The sequence below is a fragment of the Streptomyces sp. NRRL B-24484 genome (assembly GCF_000717715.1).
Lineage (GTDB): Bacteria > Actinomycetota > Actinomycetes > Streptomycetales > Streptomycetaceae > Kitasatospora.
This window is the reverse complement of sequence record NZ_JOAI01000081.1, coordinates 1-17,210: the sequence shown is the minus strand read 5'-3', so window position 1 is coordinate 17,210 and position 17,210 is coordinate 1. Positions and strand designations below refer to the sequence as shown.

Sequence of the window (17,210 nt, the reverse complement as noted above, 5' to 3'; positions counted from 1 at the left end):
GCACCTTCACCACCGAGCCACCCCGACGCGACCTCGCAGAGGCATGACTCAACCACCCCGCGTTACCAGGCCGGTTGACAAACACCATTGGGAATCACTCCACCGCCCGTGCCCTGAAAACCTCAGGAACGGAGGTACGGCCGGCTCGCGTCCACGGACCGGCCGCCCTGATGTCACCCAGCCTGATCGCCGCGCGGCGCACCGCGATGTCGATTGGCACGGTCTACATACTGCTCGCGATGATCCGACGGCGGGCCGTCCGTTGGCCAGGTCATGCGCCGTCGCCCCGCACCGCGAGGAAGCTCGCGGTGCGGCCTGCGGGCGCGCTCCCGTGGGGCTCCGCCCGCAGCACCGTTCCGGCGAGGACCATCCGCTGGTCGACCCCGGTCTCCCAGCGGCGCAGGACCATGCCGTCGTACTCGTAGTGGAAGTCCGCGATGGGCGGTCGACCCCGGCCGCTCAGGGTGAACGAGAGGCGGGACGAGGCCGACACTCTTCCAGCCATGTCCATGATGATCAATGGCTCCTCCCCTGGATCCGAGAGGATCAGCTCACCGTTGACGGCGCCGTCAGGTTCGGCCGCCAGCCGGAGAGTCGCCTGCGCGAACCGGAGCTTGTTGAAGTCGTCGACGGGATCCGGCAGGTCAAGGAAGCTCCGATAGGTGTACGTCCCGGTCAACTCCATGACGTTCATTTCGTCCCTCCTGGACAACGTGAGGCGGATCGAGCACCTTGCTCCAGAGTCCTGCGGCCGGCCACCTCCGCCACCGCTGATCGTCCAGATGGTGCGCGCGGTTCACTCCCTGAGGGTTTGTGGGCGAAACACCGTTGGGGCGGCTGCTACCGCCGACGGGAACCCGGGATGCAACAACGTCCACGACGCCGTGCTAGCAGCCGGCCGCTACCTATGCGCAGGCCCACGCGGCCTGGCGGATGCGGCGCAGCTGGACGCGGCCACCCTCGGCTACAGCCACTCGACTGCGCACCTGCGCACCGTCAGGGCTGGCAGGCGCACTACCGCACCGGCGCCGTGACCACCCTCCCCTCCCTAGATAGCGCTCTCAGGCTGTTCGAGAAGATCGGCCCTCAAACAACCCGTTCGCTCCTGGGAGATCACCGTGCACCACGTTGCCGTCGCCGTAGCTCTGATGCTCCGCCACCGTGATCATCGTGTTCACGCTACTGATGGCCGCCGCAGGCGCCGATGCCCAGTCCAGTGCCGAGAAGATACCCAGAAGTGTGGAAGAACGCTGTGCCGCCGAGGATTTGGTGATGTCACACGGCGGTCGCACAGTCGCGGCAGCAGTAGGGAACCCATCCGGGGCTTCCCGTACCACCTTTTTCCAGAGCCTGTCACAGACCGCCGATTCCGCGCCTACGACCGCAAGATGGTGGATACAACTCGCCTGACAGCGCTGCATCGCCCGCCGCGGCATCGAATCGTCAACCCGCCTCGGCCGCCACCGCTGGGTCATCGAGCGCACCGTCGCCCGGCTCTGCGGCTTCCGCCGGCTCCACCGCTGCTACGAACGCAAAGGCACCCACTTCGCAGCCTTCGCCACCATCGCCGCCGCCCTCATCTGCCACCGCAGACTCGCCAAATGACTGACTTCTCAGCCCGGAGTGCGGCGCTATCCATGACGGCTCCGACGCCGTGATCGCAGCCTCCACATGAAGATCATCTCAGTCGTGAACCGGGTATCCCTGCACGGTCCAGGCTTAAGAAGCCGTTGTCTTTCCGGGAGTGGCGAGCGTGTTTCCGCTGGTCAGGCGTAGGTCCGGGGTTTCGGCGGCAGGAACGAGGTGTCGTGTCGTTGATTAGGTGGAGGCGCCGGGATGCCGTCGGTGATCGGGCTGCTGGAGGAGCGGGAGCGCGTTGCTCGGCAGCGGGTGGAGGCCCTTCAGTCCGAGTTGCGTGAGACGGAGGCCGCGTGGGAGCGGTTCGTGATCGCCCGTGAAACGGTGGCCGAGGTCCTCGCGGAACCTCGCGAGAACGCGGAGGTGCCGCCGGTCGCCGAAGCCGGCGAGCGGCCGGCCCGGACCGGGACGGGGGTCCCTGGTTCAGTGGTGCCGCGATGACAGGAGGGTCTTCTCCCGGCGGTTCTGGCGCCGGACTACCAGCGCCTCATGGGCGTCCTGGTCAGCAGGAGCGGGGAGGTGATGGACTGTCGGCAACTCGCTGCGGCGCTCGGCCTGGAGCCGGTCCCGGCGAAGGTCGAGGGGGGTACGGTCGAAGGTGAAGCGCCTGGCCGCGCGAGGCTGGCTGGCGGAGGACCGTCCGGGGTCGTTCAGCGTGATCACGGCTCATGACCATGGTCATCGACCAACGGATCATCGCCTCGGCCGTGTCGGTGCGGCCCTCGTAGTCGCGGGCGAGGCGGCGTGAGCGCATCAGCCAGGCGAACGTCCGCTCCACCAGCCACCCCTTGGGCAGCACCGTGAAGCCGGTGGTGTCGTCGGTGCGTCTGACCACGGTCAGCGCGATCCGCCAGGCGTCGCGGGCGAGGTCGACCAGGCGGCCGGTGTAGCCGCCGTCAGCCCAGACCAGGGTGATGCGCCAATGCCGTGCGCGGATCCGGGCCAGTACTGAACTTGAATTCGTGATGTCGGCCCTGGGGATGGCCAGCCGTCCGTGATCAGGCCGGTGTCGGCGAGACACCCGTCGATGAGGTGGGGTCGGTACTGGATCTGCTTCAGGCTGCGCTTGACGGCTCGGGCGAGTTGGTCGAGGTTGGCGGCGGCGAGGTTGCCAATGGTGCGTTTGACCAGTGACCAGATGCCCTCTTGCGGGTTGAGGTCCGGTGCGTACGAGGGTAGTTGGAAGACGGTCAGCCACTCCTTACTCGCCTGGACGAGCTCCTGCATCGGCGGCATCAGGTGGGCACGGAGGTTGTCCCACACGAGCACGATCGGGGCCGCCGAGCTGGATGTGCGCGGATGAGCAGGTCCCGGTAGTCCTGCCAGGTCAGGCCCTTCTTCTCGCCCTTGCGGCCGCGGTAGACGTGGAAGCTGTAGAACATCCGGGACCGCTGACCCGCCTTGTAGCAGCTCAGCCCCGCCATGGAGACCCGGCCGGCACCCCGGCCGCGCACCCGCACGACCGGGGTGCACCCGAGCCTGCCCCAGGTCCTGGCACGCGGCGGCCTCATCGGCTGCCCGGCTTCGTCCCCGAAGACGAGCCAGGCCCCGCGGGCCGCCGCGGCGCTTTTACCCGCGGCCACGTCTCCTTCTTCCACAACTCGACGGCCGCGTCGTCACGCTCGATCGCCCGGCGGGCCGGCTGCTGCCAGGACCAGCCGTGCCGCCTGAGCAGGACCCACGTGCCCTCCACGGTGTAGGAGACGTGGAACAGCCTGCCGATCAACGTCCTCACCCGCGCCAGAGTCCACCGCTGGTCCACCCAGCCGTACGCCAGAGGCCCACGCTCCAACTCCTGTTCCAACCGCGCGATCTGGGCATCGGACAGCTTCGGACGACCGGGCGAGCCCTTCGAAGCGACACCTGTCGACCCGCCCTCGCGCCACTGCCGGCGCCACCGCTCCACCGACCGCACGGTCACTCGCAGCGCGGCCGCGATGTCCCTGTTCTTCTCGCCGCTCTCGAAGCGTTCCACGGCCTGCTGCCGGATCCGCTCCCGCGCGGCCCTCTCCGCGTCGGTCAAACCGCCGCCCTGCGCATACCTCACAGCGCACGACTACCGGCACCGAACCTCCACCAGCAGGCGAACGCTACTGCTTCACCCATCCGAGCGACATCACGAATTCAGGTTCAGTATGCAGGTGGGAACGGACAGCGCTTGCCGTCAGGCTTGGACGTCGTTGAGCGTCGGCCGTGAATTCTTGCCGGCTTTCGCTGCCGGTCGGCCCCGGTCCCGCATCAATACCGGGGCTACAGCAGTCAGGCGTCAAACTTGCCCGTCTCCAGGTATTCCTGGTTAACCATCACCCAGAAGTCATCCGCCTGGCCCTGCAGGACGTACTGGTAAGGCAGATAGCCGTACCCGGCGTCACCCCAGCCGGTTCCCCAGGAATTGCGGATGATGAAGGCTCCCGTGGTGGTGCTCCCGTCCAGCGGGTTTGTCACCGCCCGATTGTTGTCATAGCCAACCACCATGACAGCATGTCCCCCCAGTTGGTTTTCGCTGGGGGACGGGAACGGGATGTCCCCATTGGTAGCGTGCTGGATGCTCTCGTACACGGCGAATCCGAACATGGAGGGAATTCCGGAAGCAGCGTGCGCTTTGATATCCGCGAGGAGGTCACTCGCCGGCGCGCCAGGCGGATTCAGGCGGTAGTAAGTGAGCGCCTGGTAGTTGCTGGCGAATGCGTAGTGGAAGGCAGCGGGCTCGGTCTCGAACGCGGAGATGTCGTACGGCCAGTACTTCTCCGGGGGCGCGCCGAACAGCGTGATCGCACCCATGGTGGAGCGGAGGTAGGCGTCCGTGTCACCGGTCCACTGAAGGAAGTCGCGGGTTGTCTTGTAGATGAAAAGACGCGAGACGGGCATGAAGTTCCCGTGAGCCCGGATCTCGAAGTACTCCAGGATCCCTGAGGCTACGTTCGCAGTGCACGAACCCAGCATGCCCTGATCCACGATTGGTGAACAGAATTGACGCAAGTCTACGCTTTCCGGCTGGTTGCCCACCGCCATCTTGAGGACGCCGGTGCGCTCGACGAGTCCGGGGATTCCGTTGGTGTTTTTGGTGTAGTCCCGAATGTCCGGGCGGTCCGGGAGCCACCCCATCCCCTTCCCATTGACAGTGTTCTTCATGTTAATTGCCTCCATTTTGCGCATTCCGAATCCACTGCGGGGCGGATGGTACAGGACTACTGGATACCCCCAGGCGGCCCCCGCTTCCCAGATCGGCGCCCATGTCACCTGAAGGCACCAACTCGAAACTCCGCTCCAGCCTCAAAGCCATCGACCCCCACATGAAAGTGTGCATACGATTCAATCCATAAGGGCCCATATTTGATCATCGAAATGTTTCGCCTTTAACTAGTAGTGCTTTGTTAGGTGGCTTGTCACATCGTGTGGCCGGTTGCTCTCTGGTCGTATGAGGGCCGGCGATGGCCGAGCGGCTGGGGGTCGACCATCAGCAGTTGCAGCAGTTCACGACGTCCTCGACCTGGCCGGTCGGACAGGTGCGGGCCCGGCTGGCGCGGCGGGCCGTGCGGGCGGTGCGGCCCGAGGTGTGGGTGGTGGACGACACCGGCTTCCCCAAGGACGGCACGGCCTCCCCACAGGTGGCCCGGCAGTACTCCAGCACCCCGGGCAAAGTCGGCAACTGCCAGATCGGTGTCAGCGCCCACGCCGTATCCGACACCGTCTCCTGCCCGCTGTCCTGGCGCCTGTTCCTGCCGGAGTCCTGGGACGGGCCGCAGGGGGCCGAGCGGCGGACGGTGTGCGGATCCCAGGGACGGGCACCACCGGCCGAAATGGCGCCTCGCGCTGGAGATGCTCGACGAACTCTCCGACACGGGGCTGCGGCCCGCCGTGCTGGTCGCGGACACCGGATACGGCGCGGACGCCGACTTCCGGCACGTCCTGGAGGACCGCTTCCTCGCCTACGTCCTCCACGCGAAGGGCGAGATGACCGCGCACGCCGAGAGCGCCGAACCGCACCGGCCTCCCTACGGAGGCCTGGGTCCGCGACCGCTGCCGCGCTACCGCACCCGTCCATTCGCCCTGCGCGAGCACGTACTGGCCGCCGCACGCCGGGCCGGACAGAGCGTGACCTGGCGCAAGGGATCCAAATCGGCGATGAGCTCGCACTTCGTCCTCCTGCGCGTCCGGCTGGCCGGCCGGCGTCCCAAACCCGCCGACGACGGCACGATTCCCCTCAGCTGGCTGACCGCGCAGTGGCCGGAGGACGAGGCGGAGCCGGTCGGTATTGGATCTCGAACCTGCCCGCCGACATCCCTGCCAAGGACCTGGTCCGGCTGGCGAAGTCACGCTGGCGGATCGAACACGACTACCGCGAGCTGAAGACGCGCCTGGGACTGGACCACTTCGAGGGCCGTTCGTTCATCGGCTGACACCGCCACGTCACCCTCGCCAGCACCGCTCACCTGTTCCTCACCGAACAGCGGTCCCACCCAAAAGCCCTGGCCAGGGCCTGACCTTCTACCAGGCCCTGGACCTCCTCCAACGCCTCGTCGCCACCTGGAACGGCACCTGCCCCACATGTGGGCGATGGCGGATTGGGTGAACCTGCAGGGGCGTCGAACTCGACGGTGTGGCCCGTCAATGGTGCTCCTCGCTTTGGCTGGTCGGAGTTTCGAGGTCGGCGCGCCGTCGGGCACGTGCTCCCAGCGCGGCGCCGGCGAGGCAGGCCGTGACGAGGATGGCGAAGACGGCGCTCGCCGCGGACAGGACGCCCGGTTCTGCACCCCAGGCACCGAGCAGTCCGAGGATCCACACCGTCACGAGGACGGCTGCGGTCTTCAGGAGCCGTGCGGGCGGATATGTGACGTACAGGGGTACGGTCGCTGCGGCGGGTGTGGTGGCGGCGGGGGGCGGGGTGGGGCCGTAGCCGTCGGGCCAGCCGGGAGGCGACCAGGGTTTCGGCCACTGGCCCGGGGGTGTGCAGTGCCAGGGCACGGGTGCTGGTGCGCCCGGGCGCAGGTCCGGGTGGCGCATCCAGGCGGCGCGGGCCTGCGCCTGTGGTGAGGGGTCGAGGACCAGGTGCATCCAGGGGCCCGAGCGGGCGAGGGCATCGCGGGGTTCGTACTTCTCCAGGTGGTAGCCGTAGAGCCAGGCCACCCAGATCTCGCCGGGAAGCGCTTCGGCATCCGTGAGGCAGAGGTGGCTGAAGCGGGTGCGCCCGTCGAGCTTCCTGGCCAGTTTGTCTGGTTTCACGGCCTGTTCATCCGTTCTGGGCAGCTCGGGCGGCGTCCTTCTGGGCCCCGTCTTTCCACGCGTTCTGGAGGCCGGTGATGAACGCGCCTCCGGGGATGGGGACGTTCTGGGCCGCCTGTCCGCCGTCGCGCGGCATCATTTGCCGCAGCCCTGACAGGTCCAGCGACCACTGGTGGAGGGACGCGCCGATGGCGAACTTGCCGGAGGTGTCGCCGGCCGTGACGGCCCGATCGATGGTCTTCGCCTCCATGGCGAGTTTGCCGGCCTTGCCGAGCGCACCGACCACTGGCACCACCCCCATGCCGTCGATGGCGAGGGTCTGCCATGACACGTTGGCGCCGGCGGCCTTCGCCGTGCTGTGGACGCCGAGGGCGGCGGCCGAGAAGGCCATGGACACCCCGTCGAGTACCTGTTTGGTCGACGCGTGGCCCGTACGGGGTGGGAGCTCGGGTGCAGCCGTAGGGGCTGGCGACCGGCTGGTCAATCCGTTCCGTGTGGCTGTGGAGATAGGCACCGGCCCAGCTCGCAGGGTTCGGGTCACGCCTCGCTGAAGGGATTCCGGGATCGTTTGACGGCGGCCCGGCGTTCGGCCTGGGCGGGGGTGAGGGTGCCGCGTAGTTGGGCGTACTTGAGGATCTGCGCTTCGGCGTCGGCGCCCAGTGCTTGTGCTTCGGGTGCGGTAGTGGTCGTCGACGCGCCGGTCGACCTCGGTGTGGTCCATGGCGGGGACAAGGTGGGCGGCCAGCCGGTTCATGGTGCGGTAGGAGCCCTGGAGGCGGAACGGCGGCTCGGTGCGGGTGCGGTCCGCCTGCCCGCCGGAGTCGATGTAGGCGCGGTTGACCGTCAGGACGACCTGCCGGACGTGCAGGGCCTTGGCCAGCACCGCCGCCGTCCGCTCGGTCTCGACGGGTGTCCAGGGCAGGTCATGCAGCTGGGCCACGGGTTCGCCGGCGGCCAGGTGCAGCAGGGTGTCCAGGTCGTCAGGGCTACGGGTGGCGAGCGGGGCGAGGTGTGGGTTGGACGTGAGGGCGTTCTCGATGAAGCTGCGGGCGAAGAGGTCTTCGCGGTCGGCGAGGGTGTTGCCGGGGTGGTGGACGTCGGCGCGGTTGGCGAGCGTGTTGGGGACGCGGAAGAGTCGTCCGGTCTCGGTGTAGGGGTTGGCGGTCATGACGACGGCGAAGCGCTTGCCGCGCAGGTCCCACGCGCGGGCTTCGTCGTTCCAGACGCCGTCGATGCGTCGTTGGGCGTCGCACAGCGGGATGAAACGCTGGAGGAACTCGGGCGAGGTGTGCTGGATGTCGTCGAGGTGGAGCATGACGTTGTTGCCGGCGTGCAGGGCGAAGTTGAGCTTCTCGTGTTCCTGGCGGGCTGTGGCGTCGGGGGCCTCTGCGGGGTCGATGGAGGTGACCCGGTGGCCGAGGTGTTCCTGGGTCTCGATGTGAGAGGAGACCTCGGCCGTGAGGCGGTCGACGAGGTCGTCGAAGCCCGGGTCGTGGGCCTGGTGGTGCTCCAGCTCCCGAGGCGTCGCCTCGATCCGGCCGTCCCCGGCCGCCGCTTCGTCGGCGAGAGCCGTCCCGCCCGTCGCCTTCTCGCGCATCGCGGGATGCAGGTACTCCTCCTCCGCCACGATGTGCCGCACCAAAGCGATCGTGAGGTCGTCGGCGGTGCTTGCGGCGACGTCCGCCGGCGGGAGCGCCCGGATCTGGTCGGACAGTGCCCGAGGCGCGGGCCAAGGGGGTGGCCCCGTCCAGGGTTGTGGAACGGCCTCTTCCCGGGCCCGGCGCAGTCGGCGGACGGACGCGGCCTACCGAGGGCCATGATCACGCTGCCGTCCGGTGTCCGTCCGGGGTGAAGGAGCGGGACCGTGGGTCGTGCTCACTCGTCGCCCGGCGCCCGGCGCCCGGTGACCGGGCGGCGGGCGGCGGGCGTGCGGGGCGGGTCCGCCGGCGACGTCGCGGATGTGCGGGGCCCCCGGGTGAGGGTCAGCATCCGGCAATGATCATGGCGACACCGAGGAGTTCAGGGACGAGGAACCACCCGGTGCGGATGGTCTCGCCGAACAGGCCGACGTCGAGCGCGAGGCTCAGTGCGGCGTCGCCGATGGTGAGGGCGGGTCGGGACGCGGCGGGGGAGCCGGCCTGCAGGGCGTTCTCCAGCAGGACGGCGACGATGCCGGTGAGGGCGAAGCCGTAGGTCTGCCACGCGGTAGGGAAGGCCGCCGCGCCGTGGTCAGAGAACGTCCCGGAGGCGGACTTGAGCAGGGCGGCGGTGATCGCGTTGCCGGTGGCGGCGATGCCCGGGCTGATGGCGCGCATCAGGGTAAAGGCGGAGCGGCCGGCCGCCGCGACCGCGGCCGCGATCAGGCCCGGGCAGGCGGCGAGGGCGGGGATCCGCGGGTTCGGCGTGTTCGGTGGGCCAGACGGCGATCGGGTTGCCCAGCCAGCGGGTGCCGTCGGGGACCTCCTCGCCGCGCATGACGAGTGAGGCTGGACCGATCGTGGTGCCCTGTCCGACGGTGGTACCCGGCAGAACGATCGAGTGCGGACCGGCGGTGGCGCCGGCCTGGAGCCGGACGGCGTCCAGACGCATGACCCGGTCGTGGAACAGGTGGGTCTGCAGCACCGTGCCGCGGTTGACGTTCGCACCCGCCTCCACGGTGACCAGGTCACTCTCGGGAAGCCAGTACGTCTCGCACCACACGCCGCGGCCGATGTTGGCGCCGAGGCTGCGCAGCCAGAGGTTGAGGTACGGGGTGCCGAGCAGGATCTGGCCGCCCCAGGGCACGGCGAGCTCCTCGACGAAGGTGTCGTAGAGCTCGTTCCGCCACACGAAGCTGGACCAGAGCGGGTGTTCGGCGGCCTTGAAGCGGCCGACCAGCAGCCACTTCGCGAGGGTGGTGAGCAGGCAGGCGGCGAGCGAGGCACCGGCCGTCACCAGCCCGGCGCTGGCCAGCGTGAGCGCGAGGCCGTCCTGGTCGCGCAGGGTCTGGAGCGCGCCGAGGACGAGGTCGGCGAGCACGGCGGTGATGACCAGCGGGACGAAGCGGCAGAGCTCGACGGCGGCCCGGGCGAACACCAGCCGCCGGGGCGGGTCGTAGGTGCGGCTCTCCTCGACGGTGTCCGCCACCCGGGGCAGGGCGATGCCGGGGCGGCCCAGCCAGGAGGAGCCGGGCTCGCTGTGCGCGGGGGTGTCGGAGAGGACGCCGACCAGTGCGTCGTCGGGGAGGGTGCGGCCGGGGCCGACGATGCCGGAGTTCCCGACGAACGAGCGCCGCCCGACCCGCGCGGGTGCGATGCGCAGCCAGCCGCCGCGCACCTCGAAGGGCGCGATCAGCGTGTCGTCCGCAAGGAACGCTCCGTCGTCCACCCGCATCAGTCCGGGCAGCGCCAGCACGGTGGAGGCCTCGACGCGGCGGCCCACCCTGGCGCCGAGCAGCCTCAGCCAGACGGGCGTCAACAGGCTTGCGTAGAACGGGAAGAGCGAGCGGCGCGCGGTGTCGGACAGTCGGCTGACGGCCCACACGCACCAGGCCACCCTGCCCTGTGCCGGGTGGAAGCCCGGGCGGATCGGACGGCTGAGGACGCGGATCAGCAGGGCCAGCAGCGTGGCGTAGCAGGTGAGCGTGATGGCGATCAACAGCACGGTGGAGGGTAGGAGTTGGATCAGCGCGGCGCCGAGGGTGGGGTCGGTGTCGATCAGCGGATAGAGGATGGCGAGCGCGGGGAGGGAGGAGAGTACGGGCAGCAGGCCGAGCACCAGCAGCCCCGCACCGTAGGCGAGGTCCCAGCGGCGGTAGTGGTGGCGGTGCGGCGCGGGCCAGTCGGGGCGCGGTTCGGTGCTGGGGCGGGCCGGGGAGCCGTGCCAGTGCGCGCCGTCGGGCACGCTGCCGAGGACGCAGCTGCCGGGGGCGACGTCGGCGGCGGCGCCGACGCACGCGCCGGGCATGAGGGTGGACCGGGTGCCGACGCGGGCGCCCTCGCCGATCTCTATCGCGCCGAGGCGCAGCACGTCACCGTCCAACCACCAGCCGGCGAGGTCGACTTCGGGTTCGACGCTGCAGTCCGCGCCGAGCCGGGCGAGGCCCGTCACCGGCGGAAGGGTGTGCAGCTCGACGCCCCTGCCGACCTCGCAGCCGAGGGCCCGCGCGTAGTGCCGGGCCCAGGGGGTGCCGGTCAGGCCGACCACGCCGAAGGCGGTGGCCGTGCGCTCGGCCGCCCACAGGCGCAGGTGCACGGCGCCGCCGCGCGGGTAGCTGCCGGGCCTGAGGCCGGCGGTGAGCAGCCGGGCGGCGGCGCTGGAGAGCAGCAGGCGACCGGGGGCGCTGGAGAGCAGCAGCAGGCCGGTGATGATCAGCCACCAGGGGATGTGTGGGGTCCGCCGCAGGGTGCCGCCGGTCAGGTTGTCGAGCGCGGCGAGGGTGAGCACCCAGCGCAGCCCGACGACGGTGAACAGTGCGGCCAGCACGAGCGTCTGCCAGACGCCCGCGCGCAGCGGGGTGCGGTGCACCTGGCGGTGCTCGCGCAGCGGGGTGCGGTGCACCTGGCGGTGCTCGCGCGGCCCGGTGCCGAACTCGTCGAGCCGGGCGGCGAGATCGAGCAGGGTGGGGTGGGCGTAGAGGTCCGCGACGGAGACGCCGGGGTGGCGGGCGCGCAGTGCGGAGACCAGTTTCGCCGCGGTCAGGCTGGTGCCGCCGAGGGCGAAGAAGTCCCCGTCGGCGCCGACCGGCAGGCCGAGCAGGGCTTCCCACTGCTCGGCGAGCCAGCCGGCGGTGCCGGCGGGGCGCGGACCGGTGCCCGGCTGCGGGCCGGTGGTGAGCGGCCAGGGCAGGGCGGCCCGGTCGACCTTGCCGGAGGTGCGTGTGGGCAGCTCGTCCAGCACGGCCAGGACGGGGACCAGCGACTGCGGCAACCGTTCCAGCAGGGTGGCGCGGGCGGCGACGAGGTCGAGCTCGGTGTCGGCCTGCGGCACGAGGTAGCCGACCAGTAGCTGGCCGCCGGCCGGGGTGGTCCGTACGGCCGCGGCGGCGGCCCGGACGTCCGGCAGCGCCTGGAGCGCGGCGTCGACCTCGCCGAGCTCGATCCGCCGGCCGGCCAGCTTGACCTGCTCGTCGGCGCGGCCGACGAAGATCAGGCCCTCGGGTTCGTTGCGCACCAGGTCGCCGCTGCGGTAGACGCGTTCGGAGCGCAGGTGCGGATCGGCGGTGAACTTCTCGGCGTCCTTGGCCGCCTCCAAGTAGCGCGCGGTGCCGACGCCGCCGATCAGTAGCTCGCCGGTCTCGTGCCAGCCGACCGGCCGGCCCGCGGCGTCCACGACGGCGATCTCCCAGCCATCCAGCGGGGCACCGATCCGCACCGGCTGCCCGGGAAGCAGCCGGGCGGCGGTGGCCACCACGGTCGTCTCGGTGGGCCCGTACGTGTTCCAGAACTCCCGGTGCGGGGCGGCCAGGCGCTCGACCAGGTCGGCCGGACAGGCTTCACCGCCGACGATCACCAGCCGGACGGCGTCCAGGCACTCCTCGGGCCAGAGCGCGAGGAGGGTGGGGACGGTGGAGATGACGGTGATCCCGCGTTCCACCAGCCAGGGGCCGAGGTCGGTGCCGGCCTTCACCAGGGAGCGGGGCGCGGGGACGAGGCAGGCGCCGTGTCGCCAGGCCAGCCACATCTCCTCGCAGGAGGCGTCGAAGGCGACGGACAGACCGGCCAGTACCCGGTCGCCGGGGCCGAGCGGGCGCTCGCGCAGGAAGAGCCGGGCTTCGGCGTCGACGAAGGCGGCGGCGTTTCGGTGGGTGACGGCGACGCCCTTGGGGCGGCCGGTGGTGCCGGAGGTGAAGATGATCCAGGCGTCGTCGGTCGGGGACGGCGGGGCCGGGAGGGGGCCCGGGACGGCGCCGGAGGCCGGCCACGTGCCGGGGGCGAGTTGCCCGTTCGCCCCGACCACGGCGCTCACCTGCGCGTCCTGCCAGATCAGTGCAGCCCGCTCGTCCGGGTCGTCGGCGTCCACCGGTACGTACGCGGCCCCGACGCGCAGCGCGGCCAGGATGGCGACGTAGAGGTCGGCGGTGCCGGAGGGAGCACGGATGCCGACCCGGTCGCCGGTGCCGATGCCGTGGCCGGTCAGCCGCTCGGCGAACTCGTCGACGGCGCGCAGCAGCGCGCGGTATCCGAGCACCGTGCCACCGGCGTCCAGCGCCGGCGCGTCCGGATGGGCGTCGGCGGTGGCGGAGATGATGTCGAACAGGCTGCGGGCCTCCGGCGCCGCGGCCACCGGCCAACCGACACCGGGGCCCGGCGAGGGGCGGCTCAGCGTGTTCACACCCGCCGGGTTCTCGCGTATGTCCATAAGGTCTCTTCCTCGGTTCCGTGTACTGCTGAGTACGACGCGGGTAGGACACTCCCCCGCACGGGAATGAGGGTGCGTGACGATCTCGGAGCGATAACGTTCCCATTCAACCTGGCGTGCTCCAGCGGCGAATGGATGCGAGACTGGCAAGGTCAAAGGAAATTCTCATCCGCAGACTCGAAAGTGCCGTGCGAGGGCCGCGACCATGCGCGAGGACGGACCGAACCCGCAGGTGACGGCCGCCAAATCATGAGAGTACTGCGTCGAGGGGCGGGCTACCGGCGCGGGAATCCAAATGGGTGTACGCATTTCTCGTGCAGGTCAGCGTGCGGCCGATCCCGGCCAGGATGAAGGCCGGGCGAAACCGGCAGTAAAGCTTCGGCAAGTTATGCCGCCGTAGAGTTGAATTGTGTTCGGCCGATTGGCCGAACGCCGCCGATCAGGGCGTGGGCTGTGTGGGCGAAGGGCATTCGACCGTCTGGTACAGAGCGCGCAAATGGAGGATGCGAGAGGGCGTTGAGTCCGTTTCTGGTAGTGGCCGCGTCCGGGTGGTCGAGGAGTCCCTGACGAACGAGTCGTCCCAGGCGGGAGCGGGTGACGTTGATCGAGGGCTCGTCGGCGGTCACGCCCCAAGCGTCAAGAGAGCGGAGGGCTGCTGTGTCCCAAGTGGACGCCGGTCGCATACAACTGGCAGAGCATGGTCGCCATCAGCGGAGTACGGGCCAGGACGTCCAGGCGAGAGTTCCGGAGCGCAGTGGTGAACGCCTGCGCGTGATGCTCTGGCCCGTCCAGAGTTCGAAAGCACCTCGCGGCGTACGCCTGCAGGTCGCTGGGGGTGAAGGGCTGCAGCTCGTAGCGCGGTACCTGCGCAGCCAGCCGGTGCAGTTCCCGGGTCGGCAGGGGCGGCTGGTCAGGACGAACCGGTAGTGCGTCGGCTCGGCTGCGGCGCCTGCAGCCAGCGTGCTCAGCACGACGCTGCGGTGTGCTTGGTCGGGAAGTTCGTCGAGGCCGTCGACCATCACCAGCCACGGTACTTCGGGGCGTGGCTGGCGACGGAAGAAGTCGGGGTCAATTCATCCTGCAGCCCAAACATCGCCAGTTCGGCATTCGTGGCGTTGGCAAGCACCGTCGGCAGGGGGGCCGTACCGGTCAGAGCGGCGGCACGGATCATGACCGGCACACTGGCGTCGGACTGCTTCGCCAACCAGCGGCCCGCGGAACGGGTCAGGTGCATGCGCAGCAGGCTGGACTTGCCGCTTCCCGGTCCAGCCACGAGCACGCAGATGCTGCAGTCTGCCGTGAAGATCTCATCCACTGGGATGAGGGGACCGGCCTTGCCTGCAGCGGCTGTGGTGTCCTCACCTTCCGGAGCGGGACGGGTGAATGCTTGCGAGCACAAGACCCTCCCAAGCCAGGACATGGCAAGCCGGGCCTGCCGGGGTTGGTAGCGGGGACAGGATTTGAACCTGCGACCTCTGGGTTATGAGCCCAGCGAGCTACCGAGCTGCTCCACCCCGCGTCGGTAGGCACGACTGTACGGCACCGCACCTGAGCATGGGAAATGCATTCCGGCGCGACGCCGCAGGCCCGCACCGCCCACCGGCCGGCCGACCGGGTGAACACGGACTCGAGGCGCATCCGGACCGCGTACCGGGCGGTTGCCTCCGTGTTCCTGCTCCCTGCGGCCACGAGGAAACCATCGTCATGAGCCCCGTCTTCAGAACGGCCGTTGCAGCTTCGGCCGCGGCCATGCTGCTGGCTCTCGCCGCCAGCCCGCACCTCACCGACCGCAACCGGTTCGCGGCCACCGTCTCCCCGTCCGACCTCGGCCTCGCCGCGGCCTCCGACCACGGCATCGACCTGCACCGCCTCCTGCTCGCCGACACCCCCAGCGAGAGTGGCCCGAGGTGGACTCCACCCTGCTGCCCGCGGTCGACGTCCTCCTGCTCGGCCCCGCCGCCCCCACGCCCACAGTCGCGCAGCAGATCGGCGCCCGGCTGCGCCATGCTCGGCAGGCTTGACCTAAGGTCAGGCTCCAGGCTGGAACGCATGACAAACTCGAACACGAACACGGCGTCCGCGCCGAAGTCCGTGTGGACCGGCATGGTTGCGGTGGAGGACACGGCACTGGCCGTCACCGACACGCGCGGGCCCGGACGGCCGGTGGTCTACCTCAACGGCTCCTACGCCACCAGGCGGAACTGACGGTCCGTCATCGCAGAACTGGGCGACGGCTACCGGCACATCACCTTCGACGAACGGCCCGCGGCAAGTCCGAGCAGTCGGCGGACTACTCCTTCGGGGCCTGCCTCCGGGACGTCGACGTCGTCCTCGACGCCACCGGTGCCGAGCGCCCGATCGTGGTGGGCTGGTCCTATGGGGCGGCGCTCGCCCTGCACTGGGCCACCCGGAACCCGGACCGCGTCGCCGGAGTGGTGATGGTCGACGGCGGCTACCCGTGGGACTACCTCGCCACGGTCGAGGGCGGCCGGGACGCCGGACGCGAGCAGATCCGCACGATGTTCCGCCGCTTCGGCTGGGCCCTACCGCTGGTCCGCCCGCTGGGGATGGCCGCGCGGATGAGCGCCGACCAGCACGCCGAGGTCAACATCGAGCTGAACGAGATCGTCGCCGAGAGCGGCCCGGTCTTCGACCTGGTGACCTTCCCGATGCGTTTCCTCGTGGCCACGGGAGCCAGCCTCGGCGGCACTGCCGAGGGCCTGGCGGCGATGCGCGCCACGCTCGACCCCGTCCTCGCCCGCAACCCCCACGTCCGGTTCAGCGCCACGGTCGCCAGCAAGCACACCACCATCGTGCGCAAGGACTTCCACGCCATCGCCGCCGCCGTCCGCGAGGTTGCCGACGTGCAGCACGATGCGCTCGACTGACGCCATGACGGACGGAATCACCATCAGCCGGGCCGCGGCCTTCGTCGGGGTCACCGTGAAGACCGTCCGGGTCTACCACCGCACCGGCCTGGTCGACGAACCCCGCCGCGACAGCTCCGGCTACCGGCGCTACGGAACGCCGGAGCTGCTGCGACTCGTCCAGGTCCGCACCCTCGCCGGGGCGGGCGTCCCCCTGGCCGAGATCGGCCCGATCCTCGACGCCGACCCCGAGCGGTTCGCGGCCTCGCTCGTCGACGTCGAGGAAAGCCTCACCCGGCGGATCGACGAACTGATCGCCCGGCGCGAGACGCTGCGCCGGCTCGCGGGCGGCGACCGCGTCCTGCTTCCCGACCGCGCCTGCGCACTGCTCGACCGGATGCCCGGACTCGGCTTCACCGCGGACGACGTGCGGACGGCCCGCGAGGGGCTGGTCCTGGTCCGGGCCCTGATGCCGGAGGGCTTCGACGACCACCTCGCCCAGATCGAGCACGGCCTCGACGACCCGCGGCACGTCGCCCTGGCCAAACTCACCTGGAGCGCCGGGAACTGGGCCGCCGCCGACCCCCGCATCGAGGAACTCGCCGAGGAGGTGGCCCAGCACTTCCTCGCCGACCCCTCGCTCCTGCCCACCCTCCAGGGCCTCCGGCAGCGCTCCGACGGTGACGTCCGCTACGAACTGCTCTCCCGTCACGGAGAGGACGACCACCCGGGCTGGACCCGCCTGACCGCGCTGATCGAGTCGAAGGTCCGCGCAGGCGGCGTCGACACCCCCTGACGGACCCACCGCCGGCGGGCCTGCGCAGCCGCCAGCCTGCCGCGACACCGCGGGCCCCGGCGACGGCCGCTCCGAGACCCGACACCCAAACGGGAAGGACCGCCCGTGCCCCCGTACCCACCCGCGCCCGGCCACCATGCGTGCCGGCCGCCGAGCAGGGGCTGGCCGAAGCTCCGGCCCACAGCTCGCGCCAAATGCCTGTCAGCGGGCGCGTGTACGGTCGGGGCCGGGAACCGGGGAGAAGGACGGGTGGGCATGGGCGAGGTCGGGGCGGAGTCGCGGGAGTACCTCGACGGGTTGTTCACTCCGGGCCTGAAAATCGGGGGCGACCCGCACACCCCGTACAG

14 protein-coding genes, 1 tRNA gene and 4 pseudogenes are annotated in these 17,210 nt (G+C 70.3%); 7 read left to right on the top strand and 12 right to left on the bottom strand.

All coding sequences use genetic code 11. The features are described 5' to 3' along the window. Positions 1 to 271 precede the first annotated feature (271 nt). Positions 272 to 694, bottom strand: a complete 423-nt coding sequence (locus IE98_RS0140090; protein WP_030277487.1) for a hypothetical protein — start codon at positions 692 to 694, stop codon at positions 272 to 274. A gap of 467 nt (positions 695 to 1,161) precedes the next feature. Between IE98_RS0140090 and IE98_RS49835 the strand changes: the two genes are divergently transcribed. From IE98_RS49835 to IE98_RS52445, 3 genes and pseudogenes are all read left to right on the top strand, one after another. Then, entirely contained in the window at positions 1,162 to 1,410 is a 249-nt protein-coding gene (locus tag IE98_RS49835; RefSeq protein ID WP_159401226.1) for a hypothetical protein, read from the top strand. Between the two features lie 9 nt (positions 1,411 to 1,419). Continuing rightward, positions 1,420 to 1,605: pseudogene (locus tag IE98_RS51695) on the top strand (transposase); the annotation flags it as partial. A 231-nt stretch (positions 1,606 to 1,836) separates the two neighbouring features. Beyond that, complete coding sequence (locus IE98_RS52445) at positions 1,837 to 2,079, top strand: hypothetical protein (protein WP_063749091.1); 243 nt, start codon at positions 1,837 to 1,839, stop codon at positions 2,077 to 2,079. A gap of 61 nt (positions 2,080 to 2,140) precedes the next feature. Here IE98_RS52445 and IE98_RS52785 read toward each other — a convergent pair whose 3' ends face one another. The 3 genes and pseudogenes from IE98_RS52785 to IE98_RS0140070 all read right to left on the bottom strand — a co-directional run bounded on the left by IE98_RS52785 (position 2,141) and on the right by IE98_RS0140070 (position 4,770). Beyond that, the gene (locus IE98_RS52785; RefSeq protein WP_078661686.1) at positions 2,141 to 2,659 is read right to left on the bottom strand and encodes a transposase; all 519 of its coding nucleotides are present in this window, start codon (positions 2,657 to 2,659) and stop codon (positions 2,141 to 2,143) included. Next, positions 2,638 to 3,685, bottom strand: a pseudogene (locus IE98_RS52780) (IS630 family transposase); the annotation flags it as partial. The gene IE98_RS52785 and the pseudogene IE98_RS52780, both read right to left, overlap by 22 nt. A 212-nt stretch (positions 3,686 to 3,897) precedes the next feature. After that, positions 3,898 to 4,770: a C1 family peptidase gene (locus IE98_RS0140070; protein WP_030277483.1), complete on the bottom strand. Its 873-nt coding sequence runs from the start codon at positions 4,768 to 4,770 to the stop codon at positions 3,898 to 3,900. Between the two features lie 299 nt (positions 4,771 to 5,069). On the opposite strand from IE98_RS0140070, the gene IE98_RS52775 reads away from it, so the two are divergent. Next, positions 5,070 to 6,038, top strand: coding sequence for a transposase (locus IE98_RS52775; protein ID WP_106976845.1), 969 nt, complete (start codon positions 5,070 to 5,072; stop codon positions 6,036 to 6,038). Positions 6,039 to 6,246: 208 nt separating this feature from the next. On the opposite strand, the gene IE98_RS0140060 is transcribed toward IE98_RS52775, so the two are convergent. From IE98_RS0140060 to IE98_RS0140035, 8 genes and pseudogenes are all read right to left on the bottom strand, one after another. Beyond that, positions 6,247 to 6,861, bottom strand: a complete 615-nt coding sequence (locus IE98_RS0140060; RefSeq protein WP_030277481.1) for a hypothetical protein — start codon at positions 6,859 to 6,861, stop codon at positions 6,247 to 6,249. 7 nt (positions 6,862 to 6,868) lie between these two features. Further along, a complete protein-coding gene (locus IE98_RS51675) occupies positions 6,869 to 7,252 on the bottom strand; it encodes a hypothetical protein (protein ID WP_234443874.1) in 384 nt (127 codons plus the stop codon). Positions 7,253 to 7,398: 146 nt separating this feature from the next. Further along, positions 7,399 to 8,281 (bottom strand): annotated as a pseudogene (locus tag IE98_RS51670) (DNA repair ATPase); the annotation flags it as partial. Between the two features lie 60 nt (positions 8,282 to 8,341). Next, positions 8,342 to 8,563: pseudogene (locus tag IE98_RS51665) on the bottom strand (hemerythrin domain-containing protein); the annotation flags it as partial. Positions 8,564 to 8,843: 280 nt separating this feature from the next. Further along, the gene (locus IE98_RS0140050; RefSeq protein ID WP_052391577.1) at positions 8,844 to 9,176 is read right to left on the bottom strand and encodes a hypothetical protein; all 333 of its coding nucleotides are present in this window, start codon (positions 9,174 to 9,176) and stop codon (positions 8,844 to 8,846) included. Beyond that, on the bottom strand, positions 9,091 to 13,200 hold the full coding sequence (locus IE98_RS0140045; protein ID WP_063749089.1) for a Pls/PosA family non-ribosomal peptide synthetase: 4,110 nt from the start codon (positions 13,198 to 13,200) through the stop codon (positions 9,091 to 9,093). The genes IE98_RS0140050 and IE98_RS0140045 overlap by 86 nt, the downstream gene beginning before the upstream one ends. A 1,018-nt stretch (positions 13,201 to 14,218) precedes the next feature. Next, positions 14,219 to 14,515, bottom strand: a complete 297-nt coding sequence (locus tag IE98_RS0140040) for an ATP-binding protein (RefSeq protein WP_030277475.1) — start codon at positions 14,513 to 14,515, stop codon at positions 14,219 to 14,221. Between the two features lie 127 nt (positions 14,516 to 14,642). Further along, a tRNA-Met gene (locus IE98_RS0140035) sits at positions 14,643 to 14,719 on the bottom strand. 530 nt (positions 14,720 to 15,249) lie between these two features. Between IE98_RS0140035 and IE98_RS51660 the strand changes: the two genes are divergently transcribed. The 3 genes from IE98_RS51660 to IE98_RS0140020 are packed head-to-tail and all read left to right on the top strand — an operon-like array spanning position 15,250 to position 16,863. Beyond that, a complete protein-coding gene (locus tag IE98_RS51660; protein WP_234443877.1) occupies positions 15,250 to 15,405 on the top strand; it encodes a hypothetical protein in 156 nt (51 codons plus the stop codon). Beyond that, positions 15,402 to 16,088 (top strand): alpha/beta fold hydrolase, encoded by a 687-nt coding sequence (locus IE98_RS43890; protein ID WP_234443876.1) that lies wholly within the window; start codon positions 15,402 to 15,404, stop codon positions 16,086 to 16,088. Before IE98_RS51660 ends, IE98_RS43890 begins: the two co-directional genes overlap by 4 nt. A 4-nt stretch (positions 16,089 to 16,092) precedes the next feature. After that, positions 16,093 to 16,863, top strand: coding sequence for a MerR family transcriptional regulator (locus IE98_RS0140020; protein ID WP_030277473.1), 771 nt, complete (start codon positions 16,093 to 16,095; stop codon positions 16,861 to 16,863). Positions 16,864 to 17,210: the final 347 nt, after the last annotated feature.